The organism is Streptomyces sp. NPDC096132 (genome assembly GCF_044763345.1).
Taxonomy (GTDB): Bacteria; Actinomycetota; Actinomycetes; order Streptomycetales; family Streptomycetaceae; genus Streptomyces.
On sequence record NZ_JBIWGA010000029.1, the window covers coordinates 1 to 26,600 of the forward strand.

The following is a 26,600-nucleotide window of genomic DNA, read 5'->3' on the forward strand; positions in this document are numbered from 1 at the left end:
CACGATCCACGGCTGCGACTGACGTTTCCCCACGGCCAGACCAACGACCACCCCAGCCGAAAGTCACATGATCAACAACTTCTGTTAGGACCTCTTAGCGCCGTGAGATGTCTTTCACAGCACCGGAGCATCACCACGGATGCGCCGGAACGCGGTCGATCACCGCCCTCAGTTACCGCCTCGCATGCGGTAGTGAATCGCGCCCGCCGCGAGGACGATGAGCGCTGCCGGGATGTAATAGCGCGCGACGTCCCGGATTCCCCAGGTGAAGGACAGGGCGACGACCGTCATGGCCACCACTGCGGCGATTCCGTACGCCAGCGTGACGACAACCTTGGAACTCAACATCTCGCCTTCCAGGGGTACGCATACCCCGTGAAATAGTAGAAGTGGGTGTAGCCGAACGTCTTGCGGTATACCACCGTCGTCCGACTGTAGACACTGAGGCACTTACCGGATCGTTCCGCGTACCCCGCCACCAGGGCGATGGCGAGTGCCGCGGCCGACAAGGCGAGCAGGATCAGTGCGGTCGGCTGCCCGCCGGGGATGAACGCGACGACTCCGGCCGCGATGGCCAGGAATCCGGAGGCGTACGGCCCGTAGTAGGCGATCCTGCTGGTCCAGCGCTTGTTGAAGATCCACCTCGTGCTGTAGGAGCGTTTCATGTTGCTCTTGTTGCTCCAGCGTTTGAGAATCACCTTCCCCCAGGATCGGTAAAGCGTCCGCTTCTGGTAGCGGTATACCTTCTGGCCGTCCAGGTCGTAGTTGTTCAGTGGATTGGCGGCCGCGTACTCGTAGGCGTTTCGACTGCCTCCGAACACGGGGTCGGCCTGAAGGAAGCGTCCGGCAATGGGGTTGTACAGGCGTACACCCATGAGGATCTGCCGCGAGGGGGTGTCGGCGGACCGCTGTGCGGTACCGAGCCAGCCGTAGCCGGGCGCCGCGCCGCCCGTCCGCTGGTTGCCGTATTCGTCCGTGCTGAGCGCTGTCGGCGCGATCGAGTCGTCCAGCGGGACAGTCAGACTGATATCCCCGTGCAGGTCGGCGAGTTGGAGGACGACCGAGCCGGATGACGCGGTGGTGGCCGACATACCGCCGGACAGGCCGGTGACCATGCGGGCGATGGTGCCGTCGCCGGTATCAGTGATCCAGCGTGGACTGTCCGAGGAGCCGCCGTAGTGGTTGGTCTTCGCGCCTGTCCCGGTCCACTGCCCGGACGCTTGGGACTCCGTGGTCCAGCCCCGGAAGCGGCCCGCCGCATCCAGTGTCCAGGTCTGGCGGGTGTCACCCGCCGTCTGCTGCCGGACGAGGTCGTTGGTGTGGTAGTTGACCGTCGTTCCGTCGGGCAGAGAGGTGGTGCGGCCGAACGCGTCGTACGCGTACCCGGCGTCCACGATGCGGTTCGCACTGTCGTACGCGTGCGTCACCGTCGTGGCTCCGTCGGTGGTGCAGTCGGCGCCATTGCCTGCGGTGGCGGTCTTCAGCGCGGTCCGGTTGGTGCGCTGGTCGAAGGAGTACTCACGGCTGGTGCAGACGCTGTCATACGTGTCGTCGACCGCCGTCAGGCGTCCGATCGCGTCGTACGCGTAGGTCTGCGACTCGCCGGCGCCCGCTCCTCCCGAGTGCGTCGTCCACTCCTCGTGGACGGATTCGGTCACGATGTCCGTCAGCAGGATCACCCCGTCCGAGTCCCGTGTGTACACCCTCTCGTAAGGCAGGCCGGCCTTTCCTCCGGTCTGGGTCATGGTGTAGCCACCGGGCAGGGTCTCCTCGGCCACGGCGCCGTCCACGTCGTACACGGCCGTGAAGGTGCCCGCGACGGAGTCGGTCAGAGAGGTGGGCAGACCGCGGGGCTCCGCCGTGTGGTCGTAGGCGTACGTCGTCGTCGACGGTGCCGAGTCGGTGACCTTGACCGGGCGGTCGAACTCGTCGTACTCCGTGGTCGTGACGCCGTCGTCCGCGTCGGTGTAGGAGATCACCCGGCCGAGGGAGTCGTACTCCGTGTAGATCGTGCCGCCGTCTGCGGACATGGTGACGGAGGGCTTGCCGATGGCCTCGTCGTACGCGAACGAGGTGCCGGGGACCGCTGTTCCCGGACCGCCGTCGATCTGGGTGCTCTTCACCCGGCCCGCGCTGTCGTAGGTGACCGTGGTGACGCGGGTCTCGTCGCCCGAGGTCTCGGTCTTCTCCGTGACCTGGCCGTAGTAGCCGTACTCGGTGGAGACGTCGACGAGCTGGGCCGGGTTGTCGCCCCCGCCGGTGATGTCGCCGGCCGGGCCCGTCCAGCATTCCAGACCGACCCATTCGGGGCGTCCCTCACACCAGCCGTCGCCGTCGGCCGACCAGTACACGGTGATGCGGGATGTGGCGTCCTCGCCTGTCCCGCCCGGTGGTACGACGGCAGTGATCCGTCCCTGGGCGTCGTACTCCGTGGTCGTGACGAGATCGAGGCCGCCCGGATCCTCGATGGAGTGGACGGGCAGCCCCTGGACCCAGTCGTACTGCGTCTCGGTGAGCCGCTTCTCGCTCATGAGCGAGTAGTGGCCGCGGACGCGGGCACCGGTTACGGCCAGGGTGACCTGGTTCTTGATGCTCGCGCTGCCGTCGGAGGGGCGGCCCTCGTCGTACTCGTTGACCGTCCACGGCTGGGCCGAGACCGAGGTGCCCGCCTCGATCAGAACGGTGTCACCGTCCTTGAAGTCCTCGGTCAGGTCGACCCGGCGCAGCGGCTGGAACTGCTCGAGAAGACGGGTTCCGTCGCCGTTGTAGTACGAGAGGGTGGACAGCAGTCGCGCGCGTTCGGCGACGCTCAGGGCGCCGATACCGAGGTCGTCCAGTCGAGCCTGGTCCGCACCGGTGGCTCCGAGGGCGAGGGCGTGGTCTCCTGCGGAGAGTTCGCGCACGGTGTTGCCGAACCTGTCCGACTCGGTGGTCGTGATCCCACCCGCCTCGTCGATGCTGTTGACCTCCTCGCCGGAGGCGTCGAGGTAGTGCAGGACGGCCCGGCCGTATCCGTCGGCCGTCAGCTCCCCGCCCTGGTGGGAGGCGGGAGTCGAGTCGGCGGGGAAGAGAGCCGTGGCGTCGGTGGGGTGGTCGAGCTGGCCCCACTCCCTCACCGCCGAGGCGTTCATCGCGTGGGGTGCGCTGTCTCCGGAGAGAGGCACGTCGTAGACGACGGAGGTGACCGCGTCGCCGTCCGTCACGGTCGCGCTGCCCTGCTGCAGGGTGGCGCGGCTGACGGTGAGCAGCATCCCGTCCCCGCCCGCGGAACCGCCCGCGTCGCCGTATCCGAACGTCCACGGCAGCTGTCCCGGCGGGGTGATCTCGATGACGCGGCCGTCGGAGTCGTAGGCGTACGACGTCTTCAGCGACGGGGTGATCAGGGGGTTCCACGCTTCGCGCAGACGGCCGGACGCGTCGTAGGAGTACGCCTGGACGGTGCGGGCTGTGGCCGCGGTGTCACCCGTCTCCGTGGACCACAGGACGAGGCCCTTCACCTGTCCCACGAAGTCGCCGAAATCGGTGCCGGTGGCGGTCGTACTGTCCGCGTACGTGAACTGAAGGACCCGGCAACCGCGTGTCGACGGTGCCGTGGCACAGGTGTCGGCGTCGACGGCGCCGCCGGAGGCGACCAGCAGCCTGGGCCGGGCGAGGACCTTGCCGTCGACCGTGACCGCTTCGGAGACGATGTCCGTGGTGGAGTTCTGCACGCCGCTCTGCGCGGCGGAGGTGAGCTGCCAGGTTTCCGCGTCGGAGGCGACCTTGTCGAATGTGGAGACACCGCCGTCGGTGTCCGTCAGGGTGAATCCGGCCGCGAAGGTCCCGGTCAGGGTGATGGCCTCGGCTCCCGGCTCGGGTACCCAGCCGCCGGTGTCGGCCGCCTTGGCCGTGAAGTAGATGCTGGTCCCGTCGTCGAGAACGACGTCGAGCGACGTGTCGGAGGTCCTGCGAATGTGGGTGTATCCGGCGGATGCCACTTCGGCGACCACGCCGGACGTCCACTCCTCACCGAAGATCGCGACCTGCCCCTCCTGGGCTCCGGCGGCGGGTTGCCGGGACTTGGCCGTGCGGGAGGCCGACAGACCGAAGTAGGTTTCCTCGGTGCCGGCCAGGGTGAGGTCGCCGGTCAGCAGGTTGAGATGACCGGGGCCCACCTCGGTGGAGGCGGCAGTGTCCGCGTCGCGGTCGACCACCGCCGTGATGGGCTCGGTGCTCGCGGCGGCATCGGACGGGCCGGTGAAGTCGGCCTTGAGCTGGATGGTGCCGTCCGGGTCGACGGTGTCCGTGGCCTCCCAGACCGCGGCCTCGTTCGCTCCGTCGGTCAGCGGCAGCGGCCAGGCGGGGAGTGCCTCACCGCCCACCCGTACATGGCCGACGGGGACATCGGTCCAGTCGTCCTCCTCCGAGCGTCGCCACAGGAAGGTCACCGAGTCGTATGCGGCGGGGTCGGCGTCGGCGACCAGGGACAGGCGCCGTGCGGTGCGGGTGCCGTCCTCGGGGGACGAGAGGCCGCCGGGGCCCGCGTGGAAGGTGTACTCGACGGTCTCGGAACGGTGGTCCGCCGCGTCGACGGTTCGCACCTGGAGTGTGTGGGTGCCGTCCTCGTCCGGAGTGACCGTCAGGTCGACGGGGCTCGAGCCGTCGGTGTCCTTCTTCGTCCATTCGACACCGTCCAGGGACCACTCGAACCAGCGGTGGTCGGAACCGGAAGGGGGCGTGACGGTGAAGGTGCCCGGCTGTCCCGCTCCCTTGACCCATGCGCCGCTCGGGTAGTCGGCTGACGTCACGCCGGCCGGAGCGGAGGGCGCGGTCGCGTCCACGGTGAACGTGGCCCAGTCCGACCAGCCGGTGTTGTAGTGCGTGCCGTCGTAGGGACTGGTGCGGAATTTGTACGTCCTGCCGTCGGTGAGGACCCCGGCGGGCACGGTCACCGAGGCGGGCCGGCCCGAGGGGACGTAGGGCGAGACCAGGTACGTGCCGACCTGGGTGTCCGTGGCCGCGTCGCGGATCTCGAAGGTGCCGTCGACCTTGTCGCCGTCGGTGTCGGTGAAGGTGTCCTGAAGGGTGGGGGTCGTGCTGTCGACCGTCCAGACACCGTCCTCGACGAAGTACGGCGGACCGGCCTGCTGAGCGGTGCCGGTCCTGGGACGGTAGTTGTAGGTCACGGTCAGCTTCGGCGGGTTGGTCGCCGCGTTGGCCGAATTGACGCGCTTCCAGGCCAGGGATGTGCCCTCCGAGGCAGCTCGGACACCGAGGTGGGAGGTGGAGTTCTTGGCCGACGCCCACGCCTGCGCCAGCGTTGTCACGTCGGCGTTGATCCAGCCGTCTGCGGCGCAGGCGGAGTTTCCGGTCGTCTCGGTCGATGTCGCGTACTGGGTGTTCCAGGTGGGCTGTGCCGTCCAGCGGGACGACGTGGACGGCGCCGACGTCGACCAGACCTGCCAGGCTTGGGCGGCGCAGTCGGTGTTGCCCGAGTGGAAGTTGTACAGGCTCAGCCGGGCACTGGAGACCAGGGAGTCGGCGATCGGCTTGGTGTTCAAGGTGATGAAGGAGCGCGCTGTGCGCGCGGTGCCGTCGGAGTTGGTCGTTCCCGGGTTGCCGAAGTCCAGCTCTGTGTCCGCGGACCAGTCGACCGTCTCACCCTGCTGGACGTAGGTGTCGAAGACGTTCCCCAGGGATGATGTCGAGGGGTCGACGGTCACGGGGTACTTCGTGTCCTTGTCGGCGAGGAAGCCGGCGTCCGGGGTGACGACGAGGTCGACGCCGTCACCGTTCTTGACCACGCTCAGGTCGACAGGAGCCTTGCGGGTGTGTCCGCCGGACCTCTTGTCGACGGTCGCGTCCCACATCACCGGGGCAGGGGTCACGGCGCGCTTCTTCTTGCCCGATTTCTCGTCGGTGAAGAGCAGGCTGCCGTCCTTCAGTTGCCTGACCTTCAGGCCCTTGGTGTCCAGGGGCAGGGTGTAGGCATAGGTGCCGGAGCCGGTGTCAGGTCGTTCCGCGATCTCGACGAACTGCTCGAATCCGGTCCTGGTCGCCTCGACGACAAGGTCCGCGCCGGGGATCGCGTTCTCGTAGCGGGCGGTAGTGCCCTTCACCTTCGGCTGGGGCAGTCCGCCTTTCCACCGAAGGGTGATCTCCTCGTCGCCCGAGCCCAGGGTGATCAGGTCGCGTGCCCTGGCGTCCTCCGCCGCCGCCAGGGACTTCGCGACCGTGCCACCCTTGCCGGCGAGAACGAGGCCACTGGGGTGGGCCTTCGCCGCGATCGAACCGTCCGCGCGTTCCGTGAGATCCACGTCGACGTCGACCCACTTGTCGTCACGCTGGAACCGGATCGGGCCGGCGGAGAGTTCCGTCGTCAGGGAACCATCCTTGTTGACCCAGGTCGTGGAGGTCTCGGTGCGTTCGTCGAGTGCCTCGACGCGGTGTCCATACAGGCGGGCCGCCACCCGTGCGGACGGGATGTCGGCTGCCTGCTTCGGCCCCTTCTCGTTCTTCGTGGCAGCGGACTCGGCGATCGGCGTCCCCGCGGGCAATGCGACGACCTGCCCGCTGCCGCCGACGATCAGAGCGCTCTCGACGGCGAGCACGGCGGCCACGGCAAGGGCGATCCGGGGCAGGGTGCCGGCCGCGGGGCGGCCGGCACCCCACCCGGGTCTCCTGACAGGTGTACGTCTCCAACGCAAGAAGAGGCTCCTCACACGCAGGTTTCGGACTACTACGCCTGTAGAGTCGCGGCACCTCGCACAGGGAGGAAGTGAGATCTTCACCAATCCGCTGTGTGACGCCTGTTCCTGGAGCGCGTCCTGTCGACTGTCGGCCCGGGACGCGGTCGTGGCAGGATCGGCCCGTTGTGGTGGAGATGCGGTGCGAAGGGGACAGTGGCATGGCCGGGGCGGTGGCGCACAGGGGACCTGATCGACCGTTCACGGATTCGGTGGCCGTGCCGGCCGAGGTGGATCGGGAGCGGCTGGCGCAACGCCTGTGTCTGGTGGCGCTGGCCGCGGCCGCGGGCATCGTCTTCATCCGGATGGCGCGCGAACTGCAAGGCAGGCAGGTGCAGTCCGGGCTGCTCGCGGTGAGCTGGCTGCTGGCCGGTCTCCTCCTAGTGACGCTCCTCGGGCAGTACGCGAAGCGCCGTTCGCCGGGATACCGCTCTCTCCTGTTGGCAGGTCAGGTACTGCTGACCTATGTGCCCGTGCTGATCTTCGACGAGATCTGGCTCAGCGTGCTCGGCCTACTGGCCGGAGTCGTGCTGGTGGCGCTGCCCCGGCCGAACGGGTTGGTGGGGGCCGCCCTCGTCACGGCCACGGGCCCGCTGGCGGTCTTCGCGCTGCCCGTCAGCAACCGTACGGCGCTCGAGGTGGGCGTCAGGACCGTCGTGGTCGGCCTCGTGGTGTACGGGGTGGTGCGGCTGTCCTCGGTCGCCGCGCAGGCACACGCCCTGCGGGGGCAGTCGGCACGGCTCGCCGTGCACCGGGAGCGTGTGCGCATCGCCCGCGACCTGCACGATCTGCTCGGGTCCGCGTTGTCGGCCATAGCCACCAGGAGCGAGACGGCGGCTCGTGAACCGGACGATCCCGCCACGAGCCGTGAACACTTCCTCGACATCGCCGAACTGGCTCGGCGCGCCTTGGGCGAGGTGCGCGACATGGTGCGGGATCAGGTCTCCCTCGCGCTGGCGCAGGAACTCGAATCCGCTCGCACAGCCCTGGACACGGCAGCGATCCGGGTTCGGATCAGCCGGGAAGGCCCCAACCTTCCCCCGGACCTGGAGAACTGCCTCAGCGCCGTGCTGCGCGAGGGCGTGGCGAACGTGCTGCGCCACAGTCAGGCCAGAGCGTGCTCCATCACGGTTCGGTGCACGGACGACACGGCTGAGCTCACGGTCGAGAACGACGGTGTGGAGCCTCGCGGAGGCTCGCACGGCCACGGCGGCCTGGGAAACCTGGCGGCACGGGTGGCGGTGATGGGCGGAGCACTGCGGGCCTCGGTCTGCGGCGCGGAGGGTTTCCGGCTGCGCGTGGTGGTGCCGACGAACGAGGCGCGTCGAGGAAGTCACTGAGCTTTCGCCGCTCTGCCGGCCTTGTCCTGAGCCACGCTCAGATCCAGCCGCACCGCTCTGCGATACGTACGGCGTCCACCATCGTCCGTGCCTGCAGCTTGCCCATGACGTCCGAGAGCCGGCTACGCACCGTCCCCACGCTCAGCGACAGCAGGACGGCGATGTCCCGCGGGGCGAGACCCTCGGCGGTGGCCCGCAGGATCTCCGCCTCCCTTTCGGTCAACGGGCACTCCCCCAAGGCCCAGAAGTCCTCCGAGAGTTCGGGTTCGATGGCACGGCCACCGGCCGCCACCGTGCGCACGCCGTCGAGCAGTCTCTCGGGCGTCGTGGTCTTCAGGAGAAACCCGGTGACCCCCATGTCCAGCGCCCTGCGCAGATGTCCGGGGCCGTCCATGCCCGTGAGCAGGAGCGGGCGGCAGGTGGGAAGATGCGTGCGCAGCAGGGCGGCCGCGGCCAGACCGTCCAGGCCCGGCATGCCGATGTCGAGAACGGCCACATCCGGTGCGTGCTCCAGTGCTGCCCTGAGGACCTCTTCCCCTGAGCCGACGTGCGCTACGACGTCCACGTCGAAGGCGCTGTCGAGCAGGGAGACCAGCCCGGCACGTACCACGTGGAGGTCCTCCGCCACCAACACCTTGATCATGTTCGCAGCATCAGGCAGTCACGGCCTGTTCGCAAGCCGCGAGCAGGCTGGTCTCCCGCCCTCATGCACGCTCCTCGGCGCAGATGCCCGTCTCGATCCCGTCGTGGTGAGCCGACCGGGACCGTTCCCTCGAACGTCGCACCTCGCAGCCACACAAGCTAAGGCAGCCTGTACTCCGTGCGCTCGGGGTCGGGGCGAATGATGACTCCTTCGTCGGTGAGCTCGCGCAGGGCCCGTCGAGCCTCCTTTTCACCGGCCTGCGGTGTGGTCGGCTCGTGGCCGGCGACGCGTAGTGCCAAGGCTGCCCTTGAGGGATCCCACACACCCCCCAGGGCCCGCATCACCGCGGCCAAGGCTTCCTTGTGTGTCAGGGGCTTGCTCATCTTCTGCTTCCTTTCCGGAGCCTGCACCGGGACGGTGGTGGGGTTCCACGGCCGGGCGGTTGCTCGCCGGGCAGCGTACCTTCGGTGTGCGCGAGTGTCGGCGGACAGGGTCCGGTTCTCCTCTGTACGAGCCGGAAGTACCGCCGCAGCGCTGCCGCGTGCCTCCGTCGCCCACCGGACTCGAGGTGAGAGGTCTTGATGGGCGTATGCGCTGACAAGTGTGAAGATGGCAGCGCCGGGGACAGCAAGGGGCGTCAGGTGAGTGCGTGGACGTGTGAGGCTTGTGGTGGAGCAGTGCCCCAGGCCGAGGAGGAGACCACGGCCGCAGCGGTGCGCAGGCACGCACGCGAGACCGGGCATCCTCCGTCCAGTGTGCGCAGAGAGTCCTCCCACGGGATGACACAGCGGTGGCGTACGCCCGAAGACCGCGAAAGGGACCGGGAGCAGAAGCAGGAGTCCGCACGGCTCCGTCACCCCGCCCCGGCCGAACACGAACAGCCTGGACCCGGTACGACACGAGGCGCCTCACCTGACCGGGTGGCCGTCCGCGCCGGGGAATCGGGGCCCTCCAGGGTCATGCGCCGGGCTCTCGACACCCTCCGCGACAGCGTGATCCTTCAGTGCGTCGTCGCGGCGGTTCTCGTGCTCGCGCTGGGGGTGTTGGCGGTTGTGTCCACTGCTGAGACAGGAGACGCGTCGGCGTCCGGAGACGCGTCAGCGAGTTCGTCCTCCCCTGGGCAAAACCCTGTTCTCGACTCTCTCTCGCTGTCCGAACTCCCGGGCAGGACTTGGGGCGATGCCTGGGACGCGGTGGCGGACAGCCTGGACGACGGCGAGATCCGTGTCCTGGACCGTGTGACCGGTCTGCCGTTGAGCTTCGCGTACGACGGTGATCCGCGACGCGACCAGTGGACTGTGTGTGCCGCGGAGTTGACCAGCGGCTCACTCGATGAGCCGGGCTGGCTGGTGACCGTGGCAATAGCGAGTCCTCACGACGGCTGCCAAACGGGCTCTCACGAACCAGAAGCCACTCCGGAAGACCGATCCGGTGCGGGGGACGAAGTTCGAACGCCCGGGGTCGAGGACGACGTCACTCCCGCCACACTTGGAGCCCCGGACCGGGGCTCCAGGACGGGCGTCCGCCCCGGTTCCTGGTGCGGTGACCCTGGAGCCTACGGTTACACGGACGCCGGAACCCGTATGCAGTGTCGGTACGGTGCGGGCAACGACTACCGGTGGCGTCGCGCCGGCTGACGAGTGGATGGTTCTCCTGGCCGGTCGGCCGCAGACCGACGCTCGTCGCTTCCGCCCCTGGCAGGACCGGCATCGAAGCACTGGCAGCGACAACTGCTGATCCGCGAGGTCGTGGGGCCGCGAGAGCGAGTCCGTCCGACAACGAGCCGCCGCACGTCGATCTCCACGAGGTGACGTACGGCGGTACGACTGTGCCAACACCCGGTGCAGGCCGGGGGCATCCTGGGCGGAAGAATGCTGTTCAGCCAGGTGTGTCGTGGTTCCGGTGCGGCACGGCACCATGTGGAGGGGAGTAGACGTGACGTTGGCCATGTGCCCGTTGTGCAGCGACGACGAGGACATCGAGCTGGTCCGCGACCTTGAGGGCGGGCGTCGACTGGTCAGGCACCGGTGCGGTTACGCGTGGGAGCGTGGAGAGCCTGACGGCCTGAAGAAGCAGCGCCCGCGTGCCTTCGACGATCTCAGGGCCCGCTTCCCCAAGGCAGAGGACGTAGAGCCCGCTGTGTTGGAACGCGCAGATCGCCTCAAGGAGCGGTACCTCGCCACCAGACCCGGCTTCGACCCCGAGGTGGCGGCCTACTGGGAGAAGTACCAGCGGATCTTCTCGCCCGACGGGTTGCGTACGTGTGACCCCCGCCTCCTGAAGGACTTCGCCAATTCCGACGTCGGCGCCCACCCCGGCAACCAGTCCGTGTTCAACGCCGCGTGGAACTCCATGGGCGACGCGGCGGCCGCGGAATCGACGCGCCGGACGATCGAGTACCTTCTCCACGGGCCCGACGACGTTCCCTGCGAGGATCGGCTGCAAGAGCTCCTCGACGGCACGAAGTCGTTCGCCATGACCGGCTTCAAGGAGGCCCTTCTCACGCGGGTTCTCTGTGTGACGCAGCCCGGGCGGTTCCTGTCGATCCTCAAGTACACGACTGAGGCAGGCGGCAAGCGGGAGATCGCACGGAAGGTCTACGGGCTGGAGCTGCCGGCGCCGGAATCGGTGAACTGGACGCTCGGGCGCCTCATCTTCTGGAGCAACGACCTCTTGTACACACTTGTCGGTGCCGGGTTCGCCAATCAGCAGCACTCCGCGGCATTCCTGTGGTGGGCCAAGGACCAGCTCGACGAGTCCAACTAGACGCACGTCCGCCGACGCCGGCCCGCCGACGCGGTCCCAGCCGCAGCAGCTCGGTCCAGGCTTGGCACGACCGGCGCAGGGTACCCGGTTTCCGTCAGGAGTCCTGGAAGGTCACACCTCTACGGAACGCGGTTGAAGGTGTCTGGCCCGTGACGACCGCCGGACACCAGCCGCGCGCTGAAGGATCGGCGGAGGGGAGCGCAAGCGTGGACACGGGACCCGTTGTCGTCGGGGTCGGCGACCTCAGCGGTCAGGAGGGCGTCGTGCTGTACGCCGCCCGTGAGGCCGTGATGCGTTCAGCGCCCCTGCGCATCGCCCACGCCGTCACTCTGCCGAGCTCGTACGGGCGCAGCCACGCGAAGGAGACCGGAAGGGGCGTCATGAACCGGCGCGCTGTGCTGGTGGAGCGACTCGTGGAGACGGTCCGCTCCGCCTTCCCCTCGCTCGTCGTGGCCAGCGGTTTGACCTTTGACGATCCCGTGCGGCTCCTGGCGAAGCAGTCGGCTGAGGCAGTGCTTGTGGTGCTGGGCCGCGGAGGCAGGGGATTTCCGCGTCTGCCTCTCGGCTCGGTGAGTCTTCGTGTCGCCGGTCAGGCCCGGTGCCCGGTGTTGGTGTGGCGGCCAGGCGGAGCCGGTGGCGTCCAGGACGACCGCGTAGTCGTGGGTATCGACCGCGTGCACTACTCTCCCGAGGTCCTGGAGTTCGCGTTCGCCGAGGCCGATCGTCGATCGGCCCATCTACTGATCGCGCACGCCCTGCACCGGCCGACACCGTCGCCCCTCCCCCACACCGGCACGGCGGCGAGACGCCGGATACGGGAGGTCGAGGAGGCGGCCCGGAGCTTCCTCGACGAACGGATCGGCGAGGTCGGTGGGCGGTATCCGGGCGTGACAGTCGGATTGCGTCTCGGCTGGGGACGTCCGGCGCGGTGCCTTGTGGAGTCGTCCGAGGATGCCGCTCTCCTGGTGATGGGCTCTCGCAGGCGGTCCGGTCGACGTCGGCTCCTGCTCGGCTCGGTGAGCGCCGAAGTCCTGCACATGGCAGACGGTCCCGTCGCGGTCGTCCCCACGCGGTGAGATTCGGGCATGCTCCTCTGGCCAGGCGGACATGGCGGGCCAACGTTGATCATCCGTTTGCATGGCGTTCCCGGACGTACGGCCTGTGACTACGCCCCGGTCAACTTCTTCCCGCCAACCGCTGCGGCAGGGTTGTCGGTCAGCCACCGCCGGCACACGTTCCAGTGATTGTCCTTGCCGCCGGCGTCGTCGAACGTGACCACGGCCACCACGGGCCCGCTGCAGGTCGGGCTCGACGCGGAGTGCATGCTGCACTTGCGACTGCTGTCGGGCGAGACCTCGTCGATCGCCGTGATGACGGATTTCATGGGCGGCAGCCTACGAGGCTCCGCCGCAGGCGTACACGTCTCCGGCGACAGGCGCGGAGAGAAACCCGGGCGGCGACGCTCTGGCGCGTCACGGCACGGTGGCGGTGACGAGCCAGGTCGCCGAAGCGTACTCGACGCCCTGCGGTCCCTCATGCGCCTCGATGGTCTCCCGGAGGTCCGCCAGCGCTCTGTCCCGGTCCGGGCGGTCGAGGCCGTCGAGCATCCAGCCGAGGAGGCCGAGTACGAAGCGGTACGCACGGTCCGTGTCGGGGCCGAAGTACATGGGGCCCTGAAGGGATTCCACGCCCGGGCCGGTGAACCCGGCCCGAGCCAGCAGGGTGCGGGTGCGCTGCGGGTCGGCCAGGGAGAACGGTCCCGGGGCGTCGGGCGGAGGCGTCGGTAGGACCCGGCCCGCGGCCATGGCTTTCGTGAACGCCCCGAACCATTCGTTGCGCGGCGGCGCCTGCCACACCAGTTGCACGAAGCGGCCTCCGGGGCGCAGAGCCCGGGCGATGTTACGGAACGCGGCGACGGGGTCGCCGAAGAACATGGTTCCGGTCCTGCTGATCGCCACATCGAACGCTTCGGGGGTGAAGCGATGCGTCTGGGCATCGGCCTGGAGGAAGGCCGCGTTGTCCAGGTGTTCCTCTCCCGCCCGCAGGCGGGCCACCCGAAGCATCGACGCGGACAGGTCGACCCCGAGGGCCTCACCGGCGAGGGTGCGACGTGCCGCCTCACGCGTGGTCTCACCCGTACCGCAGCCGACGTCCAGAACCCGCTGTCCCGCGCCGACGGCCGACGCTTCCAGGAACCGTGTCCGATACGACCGCAAGGCCCGGTCGAACTGGTCCGCGTGCTCGGCCCAGTAGACGCCCTCGTCCCCGTCCCACGCTCGGGCCTGCTCGGCGTTGGCCGGGTCGACATCCAGCGCGCTGGTCATGGCCGTCACCGCCTGCCCTATACTCCCCATGGGACTATTTACCTGATTACACCCCAAGGTGGGTCATGTCAACAGAGACCCCTCTCACGACCACCTCGTACGCGATCCTCGGCCTGCTCGCCGTGCGCCCGTGGAGCACATACGAACTCACCCGGCAGATGGACCGGAGCCTGGGCCGTATCTGGCCTCGAGCACAGAGCAAGCTGTACGAGGAGCCCAAGAAGCTGGTCCGTCACGGACTGGCCCGCGCGTCCGCGGAGGGCGTCGGCCGACGGCCCCGCACGGTCTACAGCATCACCGCCGACGGCCGGCGCGCCCTGGCCGAGTGGCTCCGCCGCCCGGGCGCCGGCCCGGTACTGGAGTCCGAGCAGCTCCTGCAGGTCTTCTTCGCGGATTCGGGCACCACGTCCGACACCCTGGCCACCCTCGACGCCGCCCGCGCCTGGGCCGTCGAACGCAACGCGGACAACCTCACCACCGCCCGCGCCTACGCCGAGGGCCGGGCGCCGTTCCCCGAGCGCGCCGCGCAGACGATGGTCGTGGGTCGTTTCCTGACGGAGTACTACCGCCTCGTGGCCGCCTGGGCCGATTGGGCAACCGATGTCGTCGCGCGGTGGCCCGAACAGCCCCGCGACGCCGAAGCCGACCCGGTCGAGATGGCTGGGACACTGCGCCGGGCCGACTGGTCCAGCCAGGGGCCCGACGGGCTCAGCCGATGATGGCCACGGGCGCGTCCCACGCGTTCCGGTCCACGGTGATGGTGTAACCGCCGCGCTTCTCCTTGCTGTTGACCATGTACTGGTGTCCCCGGCTGTGGCCGGTGAACTGCTGGGAGCCCCACGGCCAGTCCGAGGTGGTCGTGTTCTTCTTGTCCCAGAGCGCGTACCAGAGGTTCCCCGGCAGGTCCTTCTTGTTGGACGCGGTGGCGATCGCCTTGGCACTGGAGCTGCTGAAGCCGTAATAGCCGGCGCGATACGTCTTCGCGCGCAGGGTCTTGGTGAAGGAGCGGACGTAGGTCAGCACGGCGTCGTTGCACGACTTGTCGGTGATGTCGTACGGCTCCATGTCGAGGTAGATCGGGCTGCCGGCCTTCATACGGAGGGCCGACGCCCTGGCCACGGCGTCCTTGGCGTCGCTCGCGCCGAGGGACGCGGCGGTGGACGCGGTGAGCCGTTCCGGGTTAGCGCTCTTCTGGCAGGGCGGCTGGGCTCCGACGTAGATCGGGATGAGCTTCCAGCCGAGCGAGTCGACGGACTTGACCCAGGACGCGGTGAGGTTGGGCTGGTTGCAGCCGCGGTTCTTGCCTCCGACGTACACGGCGGCGGCACCGTAGAAGCCGGTGTGCCAGGCTTTCATCGCCTTCAGCGACGGGGCCGTGCACGTGTCGAAGGCGCGTCCTTTGTACGTCTTCTGCGCGGGCCAGGTCGTGGCGGCCATCGAGGTCTGCGCCGCGATCCCGCCACCCGCGACCACTACGGCACCCGCCACGCCCCACGCGACGTAGCGGCCTTTCCTTGACAACCGATGGCTGGACATCCCCACCCCTTGATTCCATGTCCCGGGCGCGCCGGGTATGGCACACCGCAACCGGTACCGGCCCGCACTCCGGGAACTCATTTCCCTGATCACCGCAAGACTTTCCCGAGGCACGGCAAGATCTCAAACGAGAAGAGCCGCTTTGACCTCCCCTTGAGTAATCGGTGATCACTCTGTGTCCAGCGGACTCCCGGGGGCAGTGGATCCGGCGCGGCCTCCCCTCCCGTCCCAGACGCGGCGCACGGCCTACTGCTCCGGCTCCCCCGGTGAATCGTCCACACAACGGCACGCCCACAAAGTCCCAGGGACTCCGACCGGGAACTCCTCCATCGCCCATCACAGCGGCCGGACTCGATCAGGAGATCAACGGCTATCGCGCAGCCGGTGGAGGCCCCGAGGCCCCCGACCGACGCCGCCGCACACCCAGGCGGGTCCTCCACCACCTGCGCAGCAGGTCCCCGAGTTCCCCTAGGCACACGAGGAACGCGGCCGAAGCCCCGCACCGCACCGGCGAGGCGGATTGGTGCACGGCCTGGCCCAGAATCCACAGCAGAAGCGCGAGCGCCAGCCACCAGGCAGCCAGCGACACCGCGACCCGCCGCAGCCGGGGTCCGCCGGTCATGGGGCGACCTTCCTGGCTCGGCCGGTGGTGAAGGCCAGGTAGGTGGAGCCCGCCACTGCTACGACCGCCGCGATCGCGGTGGCCGCCAGAGTGATCGAAGGCGGTGCCTGGCACAGGCGGGGCAGCGCGTTGAGGGGCGCGACGGCGTAGAGGGAGAGCAGGGCCCAGCCGAGTGGGCGCGCGTCGGCCGGGAGCCGGTGTCGCAGTCGGTCCGGCACGTGTCCGGCCACCAGGGCCGCCCCCAACGGAAGCAGGGTGAGGGAGAAGAATGCGAGACCGGTCAGCTGCCAGACCATGGTGCGGGGGCTCCTGTCGTCGAGGGTTGCTCTGCGTGACGGACATCGGCCGACACTGCGCGCGGGCCGTCAGCGCCGTACTAGATCGTCGGCCGCACCGCATCCTCACACCGACCGCGGTGGACTGTCATTGCCGCCTTCCGGCAGTCTTCATCGGACATGGGTGCGGCATCGCAGCGCCGCTGCGACACCTCGTCGCCGACGCCTTCCGTCACCTTTGGGGAGTCAGCGCCGCTTGCGCCAGACATGAACTCCCCCTCCCTGCCACTCGACGAGCGGTGTGCCCCCGGCCTCCTCCCACTCCAGCGCGATGCCGATCCGGTGGACGACGGCGAGGACGTCCGCCACGCTCCGCGCCAGGGCCACCACCTGGCCCCTGACCGACACGGGACGCCCTCCGGTGCCGAGGGGCTCGTGGACGACGACGGGCGCCGTCCTTCCCCCTTCCCGCCCAGGGGGGCGAGGGCAGTCCCAGGGGCCGGGCCCCTGGGATCTCGACCGTCGCGACATGGGCGAATCGGGCACGTGTCGTTGGTCTTCCAAGTCCCTCGCCCCCAGCATGGATCGCATCACGGCAAGTTTTGCACAATGCAAAGCACGGGGCGAGAGGCAGTCAGGGGCCGATAAGGACCGGCTTCTCCACGGTGACCTGGTCGATCTCCGAGACCCTCACGGTGACCCGCATCGTCCACGTTCCCTCGGTCGGCAGGGTGAGGCTGTCGCTCCCCCAGTAGCCGCGCTCGTCCACGAGCCCCGCGTCCAGGGGACCCACGCCCTTCCCGGCCAGGATGAACTTCAGGCGCAGTTCGGGTACGGGGACGAGGCCGCCGTCGGCGCCATAGACGACCGCCTGAACCGCGTTGCGGCCGACACGACCCGGTTCCAGGACGATCTGCACCTTGCCCCTTCCCAAGGGGCCCAGGGTGGTGCTGCCGGTGTCGAAGGGGACCACGGAGAGGGTCTGGGTGGGCTGACCCGGTACAAGAGCCGCCAGGCCGGCCGATTCCTCGGCGGCCCGGCCGGTCGGGGTCCCGGTCAGCATCGTGGTGAGCACCAGGACCACCATGCCGGCCGCCAGCTCGGCCAGGACACAGCGACGCAGTCCGCACCGACGTGCCGCCTGCTCCGTCTCCGCACCGGGCGTGGAAGGGGCCGCTCCGGAGGAGCCGTCGGCCTGTCCTTCGCCCACCGCGACCGGCTCCCGCTCCAGCTCGGGTTCGGGCACGGTGAGCAGCCGCGCGGTCCAACGCCGTGACCGCGCGGCCACCGCCAGCACCACCAGCACCGTCCACACCTTGAAAGACAGCGTCCGGCCGTAGTCGGTGTGCAGCAGCGCGTCCCAGGAGCCCAGCCCGCGCCACGACTGGTAGACACCGGTCGCGGCGAGCACCGTCACCGAGACGAACGCCAGCCGGGAGAAACGGGCGACCGCGGCAGGCGGGAGCGGATCCTCGGCCGGCGCCCGGTACAGAGCCGTGAGCAGGGCGGCCAGCCCGCCCAGCCACACCGCCATGGCGAGCAGATGCAGTGCGGTGGAGACGATCGCGACCGGAACCTGGACGCCGACGGCGGCGTGCTCGGCCACGACCCAGGTCGCGGCCAGGGCAAGGGCGAGCAGGACGCCCGCCGCCCTCGTCGTACGCCGGTCGGCCCCCCGCCCGACCCTCTTGCTCCGCACGAGCACGGCCAGGACGAGGAGCAGCCCCAGCCGCGCCAGCAGAGCGGCGCCCGGCCTGCTGTCCATCGTGCCGCTCAGCAGCCGCGGGTCCAGTACCGCGTCCGGCCCCTCGCCGCTGTCGTACGGTCCGCGCAGCAGCAGCGAGGCCAGGGTGGCTAGCGTGATCACCCACCAGCCTGCCACGAACGGGCGGCGCACGACGCGCCGGGCGGTGTCCGTCGGCCAGCAGGCCAGGACGAACACGGCGATGCCGATGAGCAGTGCCAGTCCCGCGTAGGCGGCATGGCGCGCGGTGTCGTACGGCAGGCTGGTGGCCCTGGGCACGGACGGCGGACCGGCGACGACGGCCCGAGCCGGCGAGCGCTTGCCGACGGAGAAGGTGAAGGCCCCGGTGACGGGGTGACCGTCCGCGGACACCACACGCCAGGAAACGGTGTACGTACCCTGCCCCAGCCCGCTCGCAAGCGGCACACGGGCGGTGTTGCCCTGTCCGTCGGCGTGCTCCGGATCGCCGGCCGTCGCGGGCCTGTTGTCGGGGTCGAGGACGCGGACGGAGTTCTCGACGAGGGCGACGTCCTCGTCGAAGGTCACCGTGATCTGCCGTGGTGTGGTCTTCAGCACGGCGCCCTCGCGGGGATCACTGCTTTTGAGCACTGCGTGCGCGGAGGCGGGGGCCGCGCCGATGAAGAGGGCACCCACGAGTGCCGCCACCAGCACGAGGAGGGACAGGCCCGCGCGGCGGATACCGGGGGCCGACCGGCCCGAGGGAGCGAGAGGCGTCAGCGGGGCGGCTGTGGCGCCGACCCCCCTGGCAAACGGAGGCAACGACAAGTAGGAACTCCGGATACATGGGACCGGGCGGGCTTCGGCCTGCCCGGGGAAGGGACGAGGGGACCAAGGCGGTGAGGTTCACCGGTGGTCCCCTGCGGGGCAGTGCGCGTTCCGGGGGCCGGGACGGGACCGGCACGAGAGGATCCGGGTACGGCATCGCCCTCGGGATGGGGGACGCCGGAAGTACAGGACGCGCCAGCAGTCGGGCCTTGACCCGCCTCAGCCATCCGCCCACGGCCTCCATGGCCCGTCGTGTCATGTGGAGCGCCGACTTGGCGGCCTCCATGGCCGCATCGGCCCGGTGCAGCACCCAGGCCAGCAGGAGCGCGACGCCCACGTGAACGGCCGTCATCACGGCAGAAGCCTGATGCCAGGCGTGAGTGTCGGCCGAACCCGGCACCACGGGTCCGCTCAGCGACTCTGCCGTCGAGCCGGTGTGCGCGACGTGGGCGAACGGCTCCCCAGGGGCGCGGGCGAGTACCAGATGCAGTAGGCCCTGGACCGCCAGTGTGCATCCGGCCGTGACCAACGGGGAGAAGTGCCGTCGGGCCGCCGGCCACACGCAGACGAACTGCAGGACCAGCGCCGCGAGGAGTCGCCCGGACACGGTCGCGCCCCCGGCCGCCTGGTGCCCCAGCGCCGCCAGCACACTGCCCGCCAGGGCGAACGCCCCCGCACGGACACAGGCGCCCAGCGGATCGACCCGCTCTCCGCGCACCGAGGGCGGGAGGCCCGCGAGACCGACGCTTCGCACGACCCGTCTCCTCCCTCAGGTCCGGCTGCCGTTCTCGGGGGTACGGCGGCAGCGCCCTCGGCGTTCACCCCCCGCACCGCACCCTTGACATGTTTTGCATAATGCAAACGTATGGAAGGGGTAGTAATGCACGCCATCGAGACGACCGAGGACGAAACGGCGGCGGCCCAACGCGCACCGGGGGCCCGGGCCCCCGGACGAAGGCTTACGCGCCTGCGCTCCGCCTCCGGGAGCCTGCCGGTTCTGGCCGCCCTGACCGGCGCCGGGGCCGGTGTCGGCTCGATCGTCTTCCGCTGGTGCATCGGCGGGTTCACCCGTCTCTTCTCCGGCCACGACGACTACGCCGCCGCGCCCGGCTCCGCCAACCCCCACGTCCCGTGGCTGGGGCCGTTCTTCGTACTGCTCGCGCCCGTGCTCGGCGGCCTGCTCTACGGGCCGCTCGTCCACCGCTTCGCCAAAGAGGCCCGCGGACACGGGGTGCCCGAGGTGATGCTGGCCGTCGCCCAGCGAGGTGGACGGATCAGCCCCAAGGTCGCCGTGGTGAAGACCCTCGCCTCCGCCCTGACCATCGGCTCGGGCGGCTCGGTGGGCCGGGAGGGGCCGATCGTGCAGATCGGCTCGGCGCTCGGCTCGACCCTGGGCCGCGTGGCACGGGTGACCGAGGGACAGATGCGGCTCCTGGTCGCCTGCGGCGCGGCGGGCGGTATCGCCGCCACCTTCAACGCGCCGCTGGCCGGCGTCTTCTTCGCCATGGAACTGATCCTGGGCACGTTCACCGCGGAGGCGTTCGGCGCGACGGTACTGGCCAGCGTGACGGCGAGCGTCATCGGCCGTGCAGCCTTCGGTGATGTGGCCTTCCTGGCCCTGCCGGGATTCCATGTGGACCATCTCGCGCAGTACGGGTTGTTCGCCGTACTGGGCGTCCTGGCCGCTGCGGTGGGGGTGGGCTTCTCCCGCGTCCTCTACCTGATCGAAGACGCCTGCGACTGGCTGTGGCGCGGACCCGAGTGGCTGCGTCCGGCAGTCGGCGGCCTCGCGCTCGGCCTGGTGCTGCTCGCCCTGCCCGAGATGTACGGCGTCGGCTACCCGGTGCTGCAGAAGGCGACCGAGGGCGGCTACGCGGTCGGCTTCCTGCTGTTGCTGCTGGCGGGCAAGATGCTGGCGACGAGCCTGACGATCGGCATCGGCGGCTCGGGCGGCGTCTTCGCCCCCAGCCTGTTCATCGGCGCGATGCTGGGCGCCGCGTACGGCGCCGGCGCGCACGCCCTGCTGCCCGGCACGGCCGGCGCGGTCAGGGCCTACGCGCTGGTCGGCATGGGCGCCGTGTTCGCGGGTGCGGCCCGTGCACCGATCACCGCTGTGGTGATCCTCTTCGAGCTCACGGGCGAGTACTCGATCATCCTGCCGCTGATGCTGGCGATCGTGCTCGCCACGGCCACGAGCCGACTGCTGTCCCGCGACACCGTCTACACCCTCAAGCTGCGCCGCAGGGGCATCGACCTGGAGGGACCCGCGCCCGGCGCCCCGCTCGGCACCCAGCGGGTCGGCGCCGTCATGGAGCCGCTGCCCTCACCCTTGCCCTCGTCGACGCCGCTCACCGACGCCGCGGACCTGCTGGGCCTCTCTGGTCACGGCGCCCTGCCCGTCGTGGACGACACCGGGGCTTACGGGGGCGTGGTCACCGCCCAGGCCGTCGCCGAGGCACTCGCCGAGCAGCCTCAGACCGCGCCTACCCGGGTCGGGCAGCTGGCCCAGCGGCCGTCCCCCGTCACCACCGACCAGTTCGTGGGGCAGGCGCTGCACACACTGCTCTCAGCGGGAGGCACGGGAGTCCCGGTCCTCGACGACGCCCACGAGAAGCCCGTGGGCTGGCTCAGTCACCAGAACGTGCTTCGCGCCCTGCACTCGGGAGCCGTGTAGTCCGCCTCGTCGGGCCACAGCCGGGACGTGGGCCCTTTTTACTTAAATTGCACTATGCAAAAATAGGCCGAGGCAATCCCGATGGGCTCCATCAACCCCGGAGGCGACCATGACCACCGACCACGTCCGACGCGCATACTCGTTCGCCTGCCTCGACTGCGGGCACGGCTGGGAAGGTACGTACGACATCGACGTGACAGTGGACGAGCACTCCCGGATCACAGCCAAGTACCAGGTCGACGGCGAACGGGTGCCCTCCCCGCTCCAGTCACCCCAATGCCCGGCCTGCGAGGGCCACAAGATACGCATCATGCGCCCGGGGCGCGTCGCCTCGGCCCACCTGTACGAGACGTGAGCAACGGCGGCACGCGACCGTCAGCACCACCCACTCGACACCACGTAAACGTGACGCATGTCACTCCAGACTATGCAACATTTACTCACTGCAATGATTGATCGGCCCCGACCGCACGTACCTCCTGACGTACATCCGCACGCCACCACGTCCGGGAGGCACTCATGCCCTTCTCGCGCAACACGCTCGGCACGGTCTTCGTGGGCGGAGCCCTCGCCCTGACCCTCAGCGCCCTCGCCTACCCCTCCATGCTCGGGATCCAGACCACGGCCTCCGCCCCCGACCGGATCATCGCCAACACCCAGTTCGGCCCTCTGACCGAGGCGGACCGCGACTTCGTCGTCAAGGTCCGGGCGGCCGGCCTCTGGGAATACCCCTTGGGCGAGATCGCCATGGAGAAGGGCTCGACCCCGGAGATGAAGGAAGCCGGTGCGCACCTGATCGTCGGGCACGCGGGCCTGGACGAGATGTGCCGCAAGATCGCGCCGATGCTGAACATCACGCTGCCCAACCAGGCCAGCCCACAACAGCAGCAGTTCGTGGCGACCTCGCAGGCGGAGTCCGGCAGGCAGTTCGACAGCACCGCTGCCAACATCATGCGCGTCACGCACGGCCAGATCTTCCCGACCATCGCCAAGATCCGCGCGACCACCAGGAACAGCCTGGTCCGTCAGCTCGCCGACCTCGCCAACGACACCGTGCTGGACCACATCACCGTGCTGGAGAACACCGGCGTGATCAACAGCGAACAGGTCAACTTCCAGCAGAGCACCCCGCCCAAGCTCCCCAAGGACCAGCTCACCCCTCCCCCGCCCCAGCCCGGCGCCCCCATGGTCGTCCTCACCCCCCGCCCCGACCTCAACGTCAATACCGCGAACCCGACACCCAGCCCGACAGCCGGATGATCAACGGCTGCCGGCGCCCCCGCACCGACCGGCCGACGGGATGGACGACCGGTAGGAGCGCACGACCGCGGCGACCGTCACGGCGAGAAGAGCGACCACCCACCCGGCCAGGCCGAGCAGCGCACGCAGCGCTCCTCCCCCGTCGGCCACGACGCCGCGCGGAGGCACCCGCCCCCGTGGGTCATAGACGACGGCGAGAGCGTCGCCGGGGCGGGTGGCCTGCCCGCAACCTCGCCAGATACGCACCGACAGCGGCACACCGCGGTCGTCGGCCACGGAGCAGAGAAACCGGTTGCGCCCGCCCCGAGCGTCCGCACCGTCCTGTACGGACGTCACCTCCACCATCTGCACCCGCCCCTGCTCCGCCAGGACGACGCCGGCGGCGGCCTGCGGAGCCTGCGCCGCCAGGCCCACCGCGAGCACGGCGACGACGCCCACCAGCGCCCGGCCCGCCCGCACCACGATCAGATGGACAGCGAGGGCCAGCGCGCACACCAGGCCGACCGCGCCGTCGGCCAGCGCCGCACGTCCCGTCCACGCACCGACCATGGCCGTACCGACGATGCCCAGAACGGCCAGCGCGACCGCGAGCACCCCCTCCCCGACCAGCCAGCGAGGCGGCAGCCCGACGAACTCGGCAGGCCCCCACACGGTGGCACGCACATGTCCCGCCAGCCGCGACTCCACGGGGCACGACGGGCGACTCGACCGACGCATGGCCACCCGTCCTTCCGTCCCGCCCCGGACCAGTTCGGCTCCGTATCCCTTGCATTATGCAAAGCGAGCGGGAGCAGAGGGAACGCCGGGTACGTGCTCCGTGCTCGGTCCGGACCACACAGCCCAGAGCGGCACCGAGGTCAGGGGAGGATCACTCGTGGGCCATCACCGCGTCGGGCCCCCACCCGAGCGGATGCGGTTCGGCGTCGTCCGCGGCCGTCGGCGCGGGCGGTTCCCCGCCGGCCTCGTTGAAGGCCCCGAGGGCCTCGACGAGCGCCAGTCGCTGCGTCGGCCTGAGTCGCGCCACGATCGCGGCGATCTCCTCTCGGCGCCGGGCCGTGACCTCCTCGACGGTGCGCCGCCCCTCGTCGGTGAGCTGCAGCAGGGTCTCGCGGCGGTTGCCGGGGTTGGTCCGGCGGTCGGCGAGCCCGGCGGCGATGAGCCGGTCCACCATGCGCATGGCCGTCGACGGCGCCACCTGGAGCAGGTCGGCGAGGGCGACCAGCTTGGTGGCACCTCTGCTGGAGAGCACGACGAGCATGCGGAACTGCGCGAGGGTGACGCGCTCCTCGACCGCCGCCAGCGAGCGGGCGGAGACGGCCACCAGCAGCCGGGACGCGGTCAGCACCGCCCGGGTGACCTCGTCGACATCGTCCATGGCCCCGAGGGGGCTCGTGTGCTCCGGCATATGTCCTTTCTATCGTGCCGAAGCTCCTGGTCACTCACGCGTCGGGAACAGATTTTCCCTTCTCATGACCATGGAACCGCAGCAGAAGCATCGCCGCGTCGTCGTGCGGCGGCCCGGCCGTGTGCCGTACCAGGTCCTCCCTCACCGCCTCCAGGGCCAGCTGCGCGTCCGGCTCCTTGAGCAGGTAGGCCCGGTCTGCGAGCGGGTAGAACGCCCCGCCCTCGTCCCGCGCCTCGCTCACCCCGTCGGTGTACAGCAGGATCTGCTCACCCGGTTCGAAGTCCACCTGGTAGGGCTTGGGCCCCTCGGCCCCGTGGGCGCCCAGGCCCAGCGGCAGCGCGTAGGCGAGCGGCTCGGGGAACTCCACCGCGCCGTCCCTGCGTACGACCATGGGAGGTGGGTGCCCGTAGTTCAGGAACACCGCCCCGCCGTCCCGCCCGATCTCGGCGAGAACGGCCGTGACGAACTTCTCCCCCTCGAGTTCCCGGGCCACGCTCCGCTCCAGCCGTTCCCCGAGCCCCATCAGATCGGGCTCGTCGTGGGCCGCCTCCCGGAAGGCGCCGAGCACCACGGCGGCCGTCTCCACCGCGGCCAGTCCCTTGCCCTGGACATCGCCCACGATGACCCGGATGCCGTGCGGCGAGGCGACCACCTCGTACAGGTCGCCACCGATGCGCGCCTCCGCGACGGCGGAGGTGTACGACACCGCCGCCTGCAGCGGGCCCGCGGTTCTCGGCACCGGGCGCAGCAGCACCCGCTGAGCCACCTCGGCGATGGAGCGCACGCTGGCCAGCTCGGCCTCCCGGCGTGAGCGCATCACGGCCGCGGCAATGCCCACCCCCGTGACACCGGCCACCGAAACCAGCGCGGTGAAGCCACGACGGCCTTCGAACAGGCCGTCGTAGATCCCGAGGGCGAGGCAGAGCACCAGAGCGAGTAAGCCGATCAGCGCGGTCCGCCGCCAGCCTCCCACCAGCCCCGCGAAGGCGGGCCCGAGCGAGACGAGCGGCAGGAACCCCACGCCCGGTCCGGCCACGACGTCCGCGACGGCAACCACGATCATCGCGGCCACCGGCATCCAGGCCAGGACCCCGGAACCGGAACGGGGCACCCGTCTGGTCGTGGCCATGGACGTCCTCCTGCGGTGTCGCGACTCCGGGGCAGCCTTCCCCCATCAGCAGGCAAAGGCACCCCTGCCGAGTTTAGACTATGCAAAAGTTGCCCCACTGAAGCGGCCTCCACACCAGCCCTCTACCCGATCGAGCCCCGAGCGGCGCCCGACGACCCTCATGGCAGGCGACGTTGCCCCACAGAGAGACCCGTTCCGTCAATCCACCCCTCCCCACCGGCTGGCGACGCCTGGCCGCCCGCACCCCCGTCTTCCTCTTCCGGGCCGGACTGGGCCCCGTCATGGGCGGGCGCTTCCTGCTCCTGCACCACGTGGGCCGCAGGACCGGCCTCGACCGCCAGGCGGTCCTGGAGGTCGTGGCGCACGAGGCGCCGAGCCGCTCATGGACCGTCGCCGCGGGCTTCGGTCCCGCCTCGGACTGGTTCCGCAACCTGCGCGCGCACCCGAAGACCGTCATACAGTCCGGCAACCGCCATCACGCCGTCACCGCGGTCTTCCTCTCTGCCGACGAAGGCTCGGACATCATGGCGGAGTACGCCCGGCGCCACCCTCGGGCGGCTCGCCGGCTGTGCGGATTCCTGGGCCTGCCCACCGACCGCGGCGAGTCGTCGTACCGCGAGGCGGGCCGAGCCATCCCGTTCGTCCGCCTCGAAGCGTTCGACCCGCAGCACCCACTCCGCTGACACACGGACACGGGACACGCGACACCCCCGTTGGACCATGGGGTGGCGATCTTATTTTGCACTGTGCAATGATCGAGTCCGGGGGAGTCGGCCGGCGGTCGTCCGCCGATTCGGCGCCCAGGAGTGAAGCTGGCACATTGGATGCGGCACGGGTCAGGCGTGCCGGCCGTCGGCAGACTTCCCCACTGCCCGGAAAGGGAGAGGTCGCACGCAGTGACTCCCCATGATCCTCTCGTCCCCGAGAGTGTCTGGCTGAAGTTCCTCACCGACACCGAGGAAGCGATCCGCAGATCCGCCCCGCGGGAGCCCTCGGCGCGCGAGCGCGCGGCCCACCGCGACGGCACCCTCCTGCCTGAGACCGATTCCATCGGCGACATCTGGCTGCCGGACGACCCATGGCCCGACCCTTCATGGCGGCACCTCGACGTCCGGGCGAGGACCCGACGGGTGCTGCGGATCCTGGGCGCTGTGGCCGCCTTCGTGGCACTGCTGGGACTCTTCTCCTGGCTGCCCGCCGAGGCCCCTGGGGCGTCGGGGGGACGCAACCGGCCGACGGCGGGTCAGTCCGAGAGCGCCACCGACGATCCGCCGACCGCCGACGGTCCGGCTACTCCGCCCCCCGTTCGCGGAACGAGCCCCGAGTAACCACCGCCTCCTGTGCGTTGCCGGGTTCCGGCAACGCACAGGA

At 70.0% G+C, this 26,600-nt stretch carries 22 protein-coding genes; 9 read left to right on the top strand and 13 right to left on the bottom strand.

Features of this window, described 5'->3' with window-relative positions:
- Positions 1–168: 168 nt before the first annotated feature.
- Both ACIRF9_RS42835 and ACIRF9_RS42840 read right to left on the bottom strand, forming a co-directional pair.
- Positions 169–345 carry a hypothetical protein gene (locus ACIRF9_RS42835; protein WP_403834157.1) on the bottom strand — a complete coding sequence of 59 codons (177 nt, stop codon included), beginning with the start codon at positions 343–345 and terminating at the stop codon, positions 169–171.
- Positions 342–6,686, bottom strand: coding sequence for a DNRLRE domain-containing protein (locus tag ACIRF9_RS42840; RefSeq protein ID WP_403834160.1), 6,345 nt, complete (start codon positions 6,684–6,686; stop codon positions 342–344). Before ACIRF9_RS42840 ends, ACIRF9_RS42835 begins: the two co-directional genes overlap by 4 nt.
- Positions 6,687–6,943: 257 nt before the next feature.
- Here ACIRF9_RS42840 and ACIRF9_RS42845 point away from each other — a divergent pair, with 257 nt between their 5' ends.
- The gene (locus tag ACIRF9_RS42845) at positions 6,944–8,065 is read left to right on the top strand and encodes a sensor histidine kinase (protein WP_403834162.1); all 1,122 of its coding nucleotides are present in this window, start codon (positions 6,944–6,946) and stop codon (positions 8,063–8,065) included.
- A gap of 37 nt (positions 8,066–8,102) precedes the next feature.
- Here the strand turns inward: ACIRF9_RS42845 and ACIRF9_RS42850 are convergent, their stop codons facing one another.
- Complete coding sequence (locus ACIRF9_RS42850; protein ID WP_403834164.1) at positions 8,103–8,708, bottom strand: DNA-binding response regulator; 606 nt, start codon at positions 8,706–8,708, stop codon at positions 8,103–8,105.
- 158 nt (positions 8,709–8,866) lie between these two features.
- Positions 8,867–9,091, bottom strand: a complete 225-nt coding sequence (locus ACIRF9_RS42855) for a hypothetical protein (RefSeq protein WP_403834167.1) — start codon at positions 9,089–9,091, stop codon at positions 8,867–8,869.
- A gap of 1,519 nt (positions 9,092–10,610) precedes the next feature.
- Between ACIRF9_RS42855 and ACIRF9_RS42860 the strand changes: the two genes are divergently transcribed.
- Together ACIRF9_RS42860 and ACIRF9_RS42865 are read left to right on the top strand one after the other, a co-directional pair.
- Positions 10,611–11,474 (top strand): hypothetical protein, encoded by an 864-nt coding sequence (locus ACIRF9_RS42860; RefSeq protein WP_403834169.1) that lies wholly within the window; start codon positions 10,611–10,613, stop codon positions 11,472–11,474.
- 206 nt (positions 11,475–11,680) lie between these two features.
- Positions 11,681–12,550 carry a universal stress protein gene (locus tag ACIRF9_RS42865; protein ID WP_403834172.1) on the top strand — a complete coding sequence of 290 codons (870 nt, stop codon included), beginning with the start codon at positions 11,681–11,683 and terminating at the stop codon, positions 12,548–12,550.
- Positions 12,551–12,639: 89 nt separating this feature from the next.
- Here ACIRF9_RS42865 and ACIRF9_RS42870 read toward each other — a convergent pair whose 3' ends face one another.
- Both ACIRF9_RS42870 and ACIRF9_RS42875 read right to left on the bottom strand, forming a co-directional pair.
- Positions 12,640–12,858, bottom strand: a complete 219-nt coding sequence (locus ACIRF9_RS42870) for a hypothetical protein (protein ID WP_403834175.1) — start codon at positions 12,856–12,858, stop codon at positions 12,640–12,642.
- 88 nt (positions 12,859–12,946) lie between these two features.
- Positions 12,947–13,798: a class I SAM-dependent methyltransferase gene (locus ACIRF9_RS42875; protein WP_403834177.1), complete on the bottom strand. Its 852-nt coding sequence runs from the start codon at positions 13,796–13,798 to the stop codon at positions 12,947–12,949.
- Between the two features lie 65 nt (positions 13,799–13,863).
- Here ACIRF9_RS42875 and ACIRF9_RS42880 point away from each other — a divergent pair, with 65 nt between their 5' ends.
- On the top strand, positions 13,864–14,517 hold the full coding sequence (locus ACIRF9_RS42880) for a PadR family transcriptional regulator (protein WP_403834180.1): 654 nt from the start codon (positions 13,864–13,866) through the stop codon (positions 14,515–14,517).
- Here ACIRF9_RS42880 and ACIRF9_RS42885 read toward each other — a convergent pair.
- The 4 genes from ACIRF9_RS42885 to ACIRF9_RS42900 form a co-directional block, all read right to left on the bottom strand.
- A complete protein-coding gene (locus tag ACIRF9_RS42885) occupies positions 14,507–15,334 on the bottom strand; it encodes a glycoside hydrolase domain-containing protein (protein WP_403834183.1) in 828 nt (275 codons plus the stop codon). The genes ACIRF9_RS42880 and ACIRF9_RS42885 overlap by 11 nt on opposite strands.
- 618 nt (positions 15,335–15,952) lie before the next feature.
- Entirely contained in the window at positions 15,953–16,252 is a 300-nt protein-coding gene (locus ACIRF9_RS42890; protein ID WP_403834186.1) for a hypothetical protein, read from the bottom strand.
- Positions 16,253–16,477: 225 nt separating this feature from the next.
- A complete protein-coding gene (locus ACIRF9_RS42895) occupies positions 16,478–16,639 on the bottom strand; it encodes a hypothetical protein (protein ID WP_403834188.1) in 162 nt (53 codons plus the stop codon).
- A 226-nt stretch (positions 16,640–16,865) separates the two neighbouring features.
- Entirely contained in the window at positions 16,866–18,641 is a 1,776-nt protein-coding gene (locus ACIRF9_RS42900) for a copper resistance CopC/CopD family protein (protein ID WP_403834191.1), read from the bottom strand.
- 985 nt (positions 18,642–19,626) lie between these two features.
- Here ACIRF9_RS42900 and ACIRF9_RS42905 point away from each other — a divergent pair.
- From ACIRF9_RS42905 to ACIRF9_RS42915, 3 genes are all read left to right on the top strand, one after another.
- Positions 19,627–21,435, top strand: a complete 1,809-nt coding sequence (locus tag ACIRF9_RS42905; protein WP_403834194.1) for a chloride channel protein — start codon at positions 19,627–19,629, stop codon at positions 21,433–21,435.
- A 109-nt stretch (positions 21,436–21,544) separates the two neighbouring features.
- Entirely contained in the window at positions 21,545–21,790 is a 246-nt protein-coding gene (locus ACIRF9_RS42910) for a hypothetical protein (protein ID WP_403834196.1), read from the top strand.
- A 164-nt stretch (positions 21,791–21,954) separates the two neighbouring features.
- Entirely contained in the window at positions 21,955–22,695 is a 741-nt protein-coding gene (locus ACIRF9_RS42915; protein WP_403834198.1) for a DUF4142 domain-containing protein, read from the top strand.
- On the opposite strand, the gene ACIRF9_RS42920 is transcribed toward ACIRF9_RS42915, so the two are convergent.
- The 3 genes from ACIRF9_RS42920 to ACIRF9_RS42930 all read right to left on the bottom strand — a co-directional run bounded on the left by ACIRF9_RS42920 (position 22,696) and on the right by ACIRF9_RS42930 (position 25,229).
- On the bottom strand, positions 22,696–23,412 hold the full coding sequence (locus ACIRF9_RS42920; RefSeq protein WP_403834201.1) for a hypothetical protein: 717 nt from the start codon (positions 23,410–23,412) through the stop codon (positions 22,696–22,698).
- 151 nt (positions 23,413–23,563) lie between these two features.
- Entirely contained in the window at positions 23,564–24,100 is a 537-nt protein-coding gene (locus ACIRF9_RS42925; RefSeq protein ID WP_403834203.1) for a MarR family winged helix-turn-helix transcriptional regulator, read from the bottom strand.
- 34 nt (positions 24,101–24,134) lie between these two features.
- The gene (locus ACIRF9_RS42930) at positions 24,135–25,229 is read right to left on the bottom strand and encodes a PP2C family protein-serine/threonine phosphatase (RefSeq protein WP_403834205.1); all 1,095 of its coding nucleotides are present in this window, start codon (positions 25,227–25,229) and stop codon (positions 24,135–24,137) included.
- Between the two features lie 173 nt (positions 25,230–25,402).
- Here ACIRF9_RS42930 and ACIRF9_RS42935 point away from each other — a divergent pair, with 173 nt between their 5' ends.
- Both ACIRF9_RS42935 and ACIRF9_RS42940 read left to right on the top strand, forming a co-directional pair.
- On the top strand, positions 25,403–25,912 hold the full coding sequence (locus ACIRF9_RS42935) for a nitroreductase family deazaflavin-dependent oxidoreductase (RefSeq protein ID WP_403834208.1): 510 nt from the start codon (positions 25,403–25,405) through the stop codon (positions 25,910–25,912).
- Between the two features lie 213 nt (positions 25,913–26,125).
- The gene (locus ACIRF9_RS42940; protein WP_403834210.1) at positions 26,126–26,557 is read left to right on the top strand and encodes a hypothetical protein; all 432 of its coding nucleotides are present in this window, start codon (positions 26,126–26,128) and stop codon (positions 26,555–26,557) included.
- Positions 26,558–26,600: the final 43 nt, after the last annotated feature.

What these genes read in the sequence shown, in the direction of transcription:
- ACIRF9_RS42850 (WP_403834164.1), bottom strand. Translation starts at nt 8,708, where the DNA reads ATGATCAAGGTGTTGGTGGCGGAGGACCTCCACGTGGTACGTGCCGGG.
- ACIRF9_RS42855 (WP_403834167.1), bottom strand. Translation starts at nt 9,091, where the DNA reads ATGAGCAAGCCCCTGACACACAAGGAAGCCTTGGCCGCGGTGATGCGG.
- ACIRF9_RS42870 (WP_403834175.1), bottom strand. Translation starts at nt 12,858, where the DNA reads ATGAAATCCGTCATCACGGCGATCGACGAGGTCTCGCCCGACAGCAGT.
- ACIRF9_RS42875 (WP_403834177.1), bottom strand. Translation starts at nt 13,798, where the DNA reads ATGACCAGCGCGCTGGATGTCGACCCGGCCAACGCCGAGCAGGCCCGA.
- ACIRF9_RS42880 (WP_403834180.1), top strand. Translation starts at nt 13,864, where the DNA reads ATGTCAACAGAGACCCCTCTCACGACCACCTCGTACGCGATCCTCGGC.
- ACIRF9_RS42885 (WP_403834183.1), bottom strand. Translation starts at nt 15,334, where the DNA reads ATGTCCAGCCATCGGTTGTCAAGGAAAGGCCGCTACGTCGCGTGGGGC.
- ACIRF9_RS42890 (WP_403834186.1), bottom strand. Translation starts at nt 16,252, where the DNA reads ATGGTCTGGCAGCTGACCGGTCTCGCATTCTTCTCCCTCACCCTGCTT.
- ACIRF9_RS42905 (WP_403834194.1), top strand. Translation starts at nt 19,627, where the DNA reads ATGGAAGGGGTAGTAATGCACGCCATCGAGACGACCGAGGACGAAACG.
- ACIRF9_RS42910 (WP_403834196.1), top strand. Translation starts at nt 21,545, where the DNA reads ATGACCACCGACCACGTCCGACGCGCATACTCGTTCGCCTGCCTCGAC.
- ACIRF9_RS42915 (WP_403834198.1), top strand. Translation starts at nt 21,955, where the DNA reads ATGCCCTTCTCGCGCAACACGCTCGGCACGGTCTTCGTGGGCGGAGCC.
- ACIRF9_RS42920 (WP_403834201.1), bottom strand. Translation starts at nt 23,412, where the DNA reads ATGCGTCGGTCGAGTCGCCCGTCGTGCCCCGTGGAGTCGCGGCTGGCG.
- ACIRF9_RS42925 (WP_403834203.1), bottom strand. Translation starts at nt 24,100, where the DNA reads ATGCCGGAGCACACGAGCCCCCTCGGGGCCATGGACGATGTCGACGAG.
- ACIRF9_RS42930 (WP_403834205.1), bottom strand. Translation starts at nt 25,229, where the DNA reads ATGGCCACGACCAGACGGGTGCCCCGTTCCGGTTCCGGGGTCCTGGCC.